At 66.4% G+C, this 8,305-nt stretch carries 8 protein-coding genes; 3 read left to right on the top strand and 5 right to left on the bottom strand.

Features of this window, described 5'->3' with window-relative positions; translation table 11 throughout:
- Positions 1-176 precede the first annotated feature (176 nt).
- Entirely contained in the window at positions 177-377 is a 201-nt protein-coding gene (locus KME75_RS07460; protein ID WP_219413799.1) for a hypothetical protein, read from the bottom strand.
- A 71-nt stretch (positions 378-448) separates the two neighbouring features.
- Here KME75_RS07460 and KME75_RS07455 point away from each other — a divergent pair, with 71 nt between their 5' ends.
- A complete protein-coding gene (locus KME75_RS07455) occupies positions 449-1,993 on the top strand; it encodes a class I SAM-dependent DNA methyltransferase (protein ID WP_219413798.1) in 1,545 nt (514 codons plus the stop codon).
- Positions 1,994-2,240: 247 nt separating this feature from the next.
- Here KME75_RS07455 and KME75_RS07450 read toward each other — a convergent pair whose 3' ends face one another.
- The 4 genes from KME75_RS07450 to KME75_RS07435 form a co-directional block, all read right to left on the bottom strand.
- On the bottom strand, positions 2,241-2,432 hold the full coding sequence (locus KME75_RS07450; protein WP_219413797.1) for a hypothetical protein: 192 nt from the start codon (positions 2,430-2,432) through the stop codon (positions 2,241-2,243).
- Between the two features lie 143 nt (positions 2,433-2,575).
- Complete coding sequence (locus KME75_RS07445) at positions 2,576-2,830, bottom strand: hypothetical protein (protein WP_219413796.1); 255 nt, start codon at positions 2,828-2,830, stop codon at positions 2,576-2,578.
- 77 nt (positions 2,831-2,907) lie between these two features.
- A protein-coding gene (locus KME75_RS07440; protein WP_372452572.1) for an IS5 family transposase occupies positions 2,908-3,743 on the bottom strand; the annotation gives its coding sequence in 2 pieces (ribosomal slippage) (positions 2,908-3,249 and positions 3,252-3,743; 834 coding nt in all).
- A 191-nt stretch (positions 3,744-3,934) separates the two neighbouring features.
- Entirely contained in the window at positions 3,935-5,026 is a 1,092-nt protein-coding gene (locus KME75_RS07435) for an IS630 family transposase (RefSeq protein WP_219413795.1), read from the bottom strand.
- Positions 5,027-6,047: 1,021 nt separating this feature from the next.
- Here KME75_RS07435 and KME75_RS07430 point away from each other — a divergent pair.
- Both KME75_RS07430 and KME75_RS07425 read left to right on the top strand, forming a co-directional pair.
- The gene (locus KME75_RS07430) at positions 6,048-7,145 is read left to right on the top strand and encodes an NsdA family TPR-like regulatory protein (protein WP_219413794.1); all 1,098 of its coding nucleotides are present in this window, start codon (positions 6,048-6,050) and stop codon (positions 7,143-7,145) included.
- A gap of 10 nt (positions 7,146-7,155) precedes the next feature.
- A complete protein-coding gene (locus KME75_RS07425; RefSeq protein ID WP_219413793.1) occupies positions 7,156-7,638 on the top strand; it encodes an NUDIX domain-containing protein in 483 nt (160 codons plus the stop codon).
- The last annotated feature ends 667 nt before the right edge of the window (positions 7,639-8,305 follow it).

Here is an 8,305-nt window from a genome sequence, read left to right as displayed (position 1 = left end):
GGCCGCTGGCGAGCACTGCGCCGCATCACCGCCAGCCCCCGCAGAATCGGCGCCTACGTCAAAGCAGCGCTCGTCCTCACCCACATCGAACAACTCCAGCTACGCACTTCTTGCTGAGATCACCTCAGTATAACCTGAGTATCGCAAAACTCAACAGCCTAGAGGTTCCAATTCCATCAATCGAGACACAAACTCAGTTGGTTGACTCCTTCATAGAGTTCGATAGCAGGCTGAGCAGGCTCCATCTGAACATATCGTTCGATCATTTGCTGTCCGAAAGGCTTCACCGGTCGCTCCTCGCCGACGCCTTCGCCGGCCGCCTCGTTCCCCAGGACCCCGCCGATGAGCCCGCGTCCGTCCTGCTCGAACGCATCCACGCCGAACGGACAGCGCAGCCGAAGCGCGCCCGGCGCAGTGCCCAGCCCGACCCCGCCCAGGAGATCTTGACGTGACGGTGCCCAAGACCGCGGCCGAGGCCAAGCAGCTCGTCGACAAGCTGTGGAGCTACTGCCACGTGCTGCGCCACGACGGCGTGTCGACGATCGACTACGTCGATCAGCTCACTCTGCTGCTGTTCCTGAAGATGGCACACGAGCGCGCCAGCCGGACGGTCTTCGGAGGTACCGAGGTGATCGTGCCGGTGCATCTCGGCTGGCAGACGCTCCTCGACGCCGGCGGTGAGGATCTCAAGGCCGACTATGAGAACATCCTCGACAAGCTCGGCGAGAAGCCGACGACCGCGCTGGGGCTCATTTACCACGGCGCCGAGAACAAGATCCGCAATGCATCCACGCTCAGGAAACTGATCGTTGACCTGATCGACAAGGTCGACTGGTCTAGCACCGGCGTCGACATCAAGGGCGACGCGTATGAGGCTCTGCTAGAGAAGGGCGCCGAGGACGTCAAGTCCGGTGCCGGACAGTACTTCACGCCGCGGCCGCTTATCGACGCGATGGTCCGCTGCATGCGGCCCCGTCCCGACGACACGATCGTCGACCCGGCATGCGGCACCGGCGGTTTCCTCCTGGCTGCGCACGAGTACATCCAGCGGAACTACGAGAACGAGCTGACCAAAGAGGACGCCGAACACCTCCGCAACGGCGGCATCTCCGGCACCGAGCTGGTGCACGACACCGCCCGGCTGGCGCAGATGAACCTGCTTCTGCACGGCATCGGCGAGCCGGGTGGCGACGCGCTCATCGAGGTCACCGACGCCCTGGCGAAGCCGGGCAAGCGCGCCACGCTGGTGCTGGCCAACCCCCCGTTCGGTCGAAAGTCGGGTTTCAGCAGCGTCGACGAGTTCGGCAAGGTCACCCGTGAGGACGTCAGCTACGTCCGGACCGACTTCTGGGTGACCACCAGCAACAAGCAGCTCAACTTCGTCCAGCACATCGCCAAGCAACTCACGATTAACGGCCGCGCAGCCGTGGTCGTGCCCGACAACGTCCTGTTTGAAGGCGGTCAGGGCGAGACGCTGCGGCGACGGTTGCTCCAAGAGTGCGACGTGCACACCCTTCTGCGCCTCCCGACCGGCATATTCTACGCGGGCGGGGTAAAGGCGAACGTGCTGTTCTTTGATGCCAAGCGGGCTCGGCCCGAGACGCCATGGACGTCGAAGCTGTGGGTATATGACTTCCGCACCGGCCAACACTTCACGCTCCGCCAGAACAAGCTGGCCGCGCACCACCTCGACGACTTCGTCAGCGCCTACCTGGCGCCCGACCGGCACGAGGTCAACGACGAGCGGTTCAGGTGCTTCACCTACGACGAATTGATGGCTCGCGACAAGGTCAACCTTGACATCACCTGGCTCCGTGACCCCGACGAGGATGGCGACGAGCTGCCACCGCCGGAGGTCATCGCCCAGGAGATCGTCGAGGATCTCCAGATCGCGCTCAACGAGTTCGCCGCCGTCGCGGAGGCGCTCCAGCTCGCCGCGGCCGAGCGCAACGTCTCATCTGCACCTGGAAGGGTCAGTCAGCCGGTCGACTGATGTGGCGTCATATAGGGCCTGGAGCTGCAGGGTCGAGCCCTCACGAGACCAGACCAGCTTGACCGTGGCCGCTTCGGCCTATCCCAGCGACGCGCCGCACCGGGTACCATGAGCGACGTCGATTCCTCTGGAATCCCGCAATGTAGCCGCTGATCTGCAGTGCGGAATGTGTAGATGCGGTACGCGCCACGCCTATGAATTGGCAGTCCTCCGACTCGTCCGGATCTACCTGAATTGCGGTAGCTGGCTACGCCCGGAGACCCGAGTACGGCCCCTCGTCGTCCGGGACGCCCTCCGGGGACTTCGGCTCCGCGTCCACCTGCTGGCTGAATGCGCTGTCGTACTCGTGGTGCAGCTCGCCGTCGCGGACGCGTGCCGTCTGCTCGTGGGCGTGCAGCTCGACGACGACCGGCAGCAGCCGGCCGCCAATTTCGCGCACGCCGCGCCGGTGCGTCTGCGGATGCGTGGATGGCGCGCTGGCCGCTCCTTCGCGACCTGCGCCGGCGACGACGGGATGCCACTGCCACTGCCACGGCTCCGCCGAATCGCGGACCCAGCCGACCACGAGGCCGTGCCCGTGCATCAGGCCGATTCGCCACGCAGCCCACACCGGGTGCGCGGCGGGGTGGAACACGCGGCGATCTTCGGTCTGAAGCTCGGGCTGCGCGTCGCTGATGGGCTGGTCCTTCCGCAGCTCAACGTCGGCAAGAAGGACACGACCTGCCCGCCGACCTGCAGGTTGGGCACGTAGGCGTTGAGGTAGATCCGGTCCAGGCATTGCAGATCCAGCGCCACCTGCCCGTCGAGGACGTCATTCACGGTCACCGTCTTGGCCATGGACAGCCTGACCGCAGCTCACCCGCGTGACCAGCCACCACCTCGGCGGTCCGAGGCGAAGCCTCTCTGGGAGCTGTTTAGGAAGTCGTGTGGGCCAGGCGGCGCAGCCAGATGTCGGTGGTGGCGACCTGCACGGTTGCGGCGTAGCGCAGCAGGAGTTTGTCGTAGCGCGTGGCGACTGCCCGGTGGTGCTTGAGCAGGTTGATGCCGCACTCCACGGCGTGGCGGTCGCGGTAGGTGCCCGGGTCGAACACCGGCGGCCGGCCGCCGCGCGAGCCCTTCTTGATCCGGTTCACGGCTTGGTCGGCCTTGACGGGCATGGTCGCCTTGATGTGGCGGCGGCGCAGGTAGGCGCGGTTGGCGCGCGCGGAGTAGGCCTTGTCGGCGATGACGCGGTCCGGGCGGGTACGCGGGCGCCCGGGCCGCCCGGCCGGGGGACCCGGATCTGCTCGAGCACCGCGATGAACTGCGGGCTGTCGGCGCGCTGCCCGGCGGTGAACACCAGCGCGACAGGCTTGCGGCCCTGCTCACACGCCAGGTGAATCTTCGTGGTCAGGCCGCCGCGGGAGCGACCCAACCCATGATCGGCCGGTTCCGCACCGGGTGGCTCGACCTGCTGATCAGGGTGGTGGCGGGCGCCGGCGGTGTGCTGGTGAGCCCGGTTGATCGTGGAGTCCACCGACACCTGCCAGGTGACCAAGCCAGCCGCGTCGGCGAAGCCCTGCAGGGTGATCCAGATCCGGGCCCAGACCCCGTCGAGTTGCCAGCGGCGAAACAAGCCGTAGATCGACTGCCAGTGCCCGTAGCGCTCAGGCACGTTCCGCCACGGCGCGCCGACGCGAACCCGCCATCGGATGCCGTCCAGCAGCTGTCGGCGGCTCCACTTGGGTGGCCGACCAGGGCGTTTGCCCATCGGCAGCAGCGGCTCCAGGATCCGCCACTGCCGGTCTGTCAGGTCCTTACGGGCTCCGATCGATACGCTAGCCAACGAGGTCTCCGGGTAGATGATCTTCTTCGTCGTTGATCCATCTACCGGAGACCTCACTCATCTCCGCTCACCGACACGCCAGCAGAGCAGACGAAGATCCACTTTCTAAACAGCTCCTAGTATCGTGAGTCAGGAATTCTGTTTAGATATCCGGCGAGGCGTTCGAGGATCTCGTCCGCGGTTCGCGTCCAGACGTACGGTTTCGGGTCGGTGTTCCAGCTGGCGATCCAGTCCCGGATGTCGGTTTCCAGGGCTTGGACGGAGGTGTGGACGCCGCGGCGGATCTGCTTGTTGGTCAGCTCGGCGAACCATCGTTCGACGAGGTTGAGCCAGGACGACCCGGTCGGGGTGAAGTGCAGGTGGAAGCGGGAGTGTGTCAGCAGCCAGGTCTTGATCGCCGGGGTCTTGTGGGTCGCGTAGTTGTCCAGCACCAGGTGGACATCAAGGTCGGGCGGCACCTCCCGGTCCAGACGGGCGAGGAACTTCTTGAACTCCTCGGCCCGGTGTCGGCGGTGCAGTGAGCCGATCACCTTGCCGGTGGCGACCTCGAGGGCCGCGAACAAGGTCGTGGTGCCCGCACGCACGTAGTCGTGGGTGAGCCGCTGCGGAACGCCAGGCATCATCGGCAGCACCGGCTGGGACCGGTTCAGTGCCTGGATCTGCGACTTCTCGTCCACGCAGAACACCAGCGCCCGTTCCGGCGGATCCAGATACAGGCCCACCACGTCGTGGACCTTGTCCACGAAGTACGGGTCGGTCGACAGTGTGAACGTCTCCGACCGGTGCGGCTGCAGGCCGAACGCCCGCCAGATCCGCGACACCGTCGACTGCGACAACCCCATCTGCTGGGCCATCGCCCGGGTCGACCAGTGGGTGGCGTCCTCCGGCGTGGACTCCAACGTCCGGGCGATCACCGCGGCGACCTGTTCGTCAGTGACCGTCCGCGGGCCACCCGGGCGCGGCATGTCGCCCAGCCCGGCGATCCGATACTCGACGAACCGGGCCCGCCACCGCCCCACCGCCTGCGGCGTCGAACCGAGCTGAGCCGCCACGTCCTTGTTCGACGCCCCGGTCGCACAGGCCAGGATGATCCGGCAACGCAACGCCCACGCCTGCGGGGTGGACCGGCGCCGCACCCACCCCTCCAGCGCGGCCCGCTCTTCCTCCGACAGGGTCAACTCGGCCTTCGGCCGCCCAGTCCGCGCCACCGGACAACCCTACACATATGATCAAGAATCCTGACTCAGGACACTAGGCTAGGCGCGGTCCGCTCGGAGTTCCGCGCGGACGCGATCGACTTCGATCCTGCCGATCCGGTCTTCCCATTCAAGCCATTAGCTCTCCGGACATGCAGGGGCGGTTCAAGGTCACGTGTGGAGCTGTGCGGGGATCGTGTTGAGGGGCGTGCTGTCCGTCGAGGGCCTCTACTGACGGCGGAACCAGCGCCGCACTCGGCGACGCCACCACCGGTTCCAGGGACAGCTATCTCGCCCCGGGCTGGGCGGTGGCCAACCAGCGAGCGCAGGACTGGTCTTGCGTCTTCTCCTCCGTGCCCGGTGCTTGCCGGTCATCACCCTTCAGGGCGGGAAGCACGCGCGGCGGCGGCGTAGATGGTGCATGGCCATACCTGGTGGCCGTGCTGGGCCCCCAACGGGCACGCCCGGCAGTACCCGTGGCCGTCATCCACGTGTTGGGCCAGCAGCTTCGCGGTCGCGGTGGGCTGCGCGGACAGGAACGTCGCCAGTTCGGTCGTGATCGAGTGCTTGGCCGTGGCGCGGCTTGCCTGCGAGGCCCGGGCCACTGTGGTTGCCGTTCCTGCCGATACCTGACGTGATTGAGTTCGCTGCACTGTGACTCCTGCCGGTCTGTCGCCTGCCGGGATCAATTACGACGGCAACGAGGAGGCATCGCCACGGTGCATTCCTGGGCATCTGTGGTCGGATCAAATGACCACGGATTTGTCCGCAACGCGGACAGTGTCCACGCTTTGGCTGATGCCCCGATGCTATGGTCGTTTGGTGTTCGGCCTGTTCGGTCGGACCGTCCGGTGTCGGGCGTCTGACTGCCCGATCAGATCGAGGAGGGACCGCGGAGCTCTAGATGACGCCGAACCACGCGCTTCGACAGGCCCGGGAGCGCCGGCCGTCCTCCCGGGTACCCGGCTGTCCGACGTCTCGTGACGAGCTGGCGTCCCTAGTCAACAACTGGCTGCTCCAGGAGACAGGCGAGGTGTTCGCGCTCGACGAGCGCGCGATCGGGCGATGGGAACGGGGCGCCGTGCGCCGGCCCAGCGATCACTACCGTGCGGCGTTGCGAGCGGTCCTCGAGGTGGAGCACGACTGGGAACTGGGATTCGAGGAAAGCCCCATCGATTCACGACTGGTGCCGGGCCCCCGCGGTGCGCCACCTCCGACTGTTGAAGCGATTCGGGCGATGGCGGAGTCCGTTCACGTCATCGACAGGCGGCTCGGTGGAGGCGGCCTCTACTCGTCTGTCATTGCGTACTTGCAGGCTGAGGTTGCGCGGGCGCTCTTCGCCGCGCGCTCGGGCGCCCGGGTGTACGCGGCAGCGGCGTCGTTGACCGAGATCGCCGGGTGGATGGCGCACGACAGTGGTCGTGACGTGGACGCGCGGACCCACTTCGACGGGGCGTATCGTCTGGCGCTCGCCGCCGGATCCGCAGCGCTCGCTGGGAACATGTGTGCGTCGATGTCTCATCTCGCGGGTCAGCTGGGTCTCGTGCACGATGCACTGCGGATCGCCGATGTCGGCCTGGAGCGAGTGAGCCAGGTGGATGGTGTGGCTCGAGTCGAAGCTCGGGTGCGCGCGATGCGCGCGAAGGCCCTCGCACAGCGTGCTGACCGGGACGAGTGCCTCGACGAGTTGACTCGGGCCGAGCGAGCGCTCGGCGGCACGAACGACGATGAGCACGCCGCCTGGGCTGCTCATTTCGACGAGGGATCGCTGGCGGCCGAGGCCGCGACAGCGCTGCACCTCCTCGGCGATCTCGCAGGGGCGCAGCGACACGCCCGCCGGGTGCTCGATCTGCGCAGTGGCGACAGGGTCCGAGCTCTCGCGTTCGGGCGACTGACCCTCGCGTCGATCCTTCTCGATTGCGGCCGGACGGATGAGGCGGCGATGCTGGGGCGGCAGGTGGCCGAGATCGCGCCGACGCTGTCGTCTGCGCGTGTCCGGTCCCGGCTCGGCGAGCTCGCCCTCGCGATGCGTGCAGGTCCCAAGACGGCTGGCACGACGGCGTTCCTCTCCGAGATGGCGATGCTGGACGCTGGGAACACGCCCGAGGTGATCAGCGCATGGCCGGTGTAGACATCGTGTTGTGGATCCGCACTTCGCTCACCTGGCCGAGGGAAACGCGCGCCAAGCGCGTAAGCGCGTCGCAGCCGATGTGCTGATCCGGGACGGGGCCGGCCGGGTGCTGCTCGTCGACCCCACCTACAAGGAGGGGTGGGATCTACCAGGGGGGATGGTGGAGGCTAACGAGTCTCCCCAGAGCGGCGCGCTGCGAGAACTTGATGAGGAGCTCGGCCTGGCGCCGACGCTCGGACGTCCGCTCGTGATCGAGTGGGTGGGGGCGCACGGACCATGGGACGACCAGATCGTCTTCGTGTTCGATGGCGGGGTCATCCCCGAAACCGAGGTGTCCAGCATCCAAGTCCGGGATCGTGAGATCGCTGACTGGCGCTTTTTCGACGTCGATTCCGCCCGCGGCAAGCTGCGCGAGCACATCGGACGCAGGCTGCAGGCGGCTGTCGATTCGCTCGAGAACGGCTCCATCCACTACCTTGAACGAGAACTCTGAATCGGCCGCTCCCAGCAGCTCAAGGGCTCACGCCGATAAGCAGTTGCTGTTCGCGCTGTCGAAACGAGGCTCTATGCGCGAACCTGGGAGTGCGGTTCTGGACCGTGTCAGTGCGTGGTCTTCTCGGATGCGGTGGCCGTTGAGCAACAGACGCAGCTTGTAGTGGGCGAAGTTGCGGTATCCGCGGCCCGACTCGCTTGTGTTTTTGATCTTCAGGTCCTGGTTCACGATTGGCCTGTTGCTCACATCCGGATGATCGAACTGGGCGGTGAGCTCGGTCGCAGGCGTGGAAGGTGCGGCCGAGCCGAGCCAGCTCGGGGACCGGACAGCTGCGGTCGGCGGCTCCCGGTGAACCGGCGAACCAGCGCGGCCTGCCGCTGCGAGATCGTGATAATCGACAGGAACCGGCTGGCCTGCTGCCCGCTTCAGTCGACCGCGATCGCTTCGCACGCCGCCTGTTCAAGGCGCAGTGAGCGACATTTCTGGCCAGCTTCGAATGCGCGGTGCTGAATATGTGAGGCGTCAGTATCCACGATCCCTCCTTCCGTCGGGGCAAGGAGCTTGCATCAAATGCAAAGGGGAGGCGTTCGGTCTGCTCGGGCAGCGATAGGGGCGAATTGACGCCAGTCGCGTTACTGTAGGTACCGTTAGTTTCCGCGATGCCGGT

Source organism: Pseudonocardia nigra, from assembly GCF_019396355.1.
GTDB lineage: Bacteria > Actinomycetota > Actinomycetes > Mycobacteriales > Pseudonocardiaceae > Pseudonocardia > Pseudonocardia nigra.
Note: the sequence above shows the minus strand (reverse complement) of the source record. Positions and strands in the feature narration are given on the sequence as shown.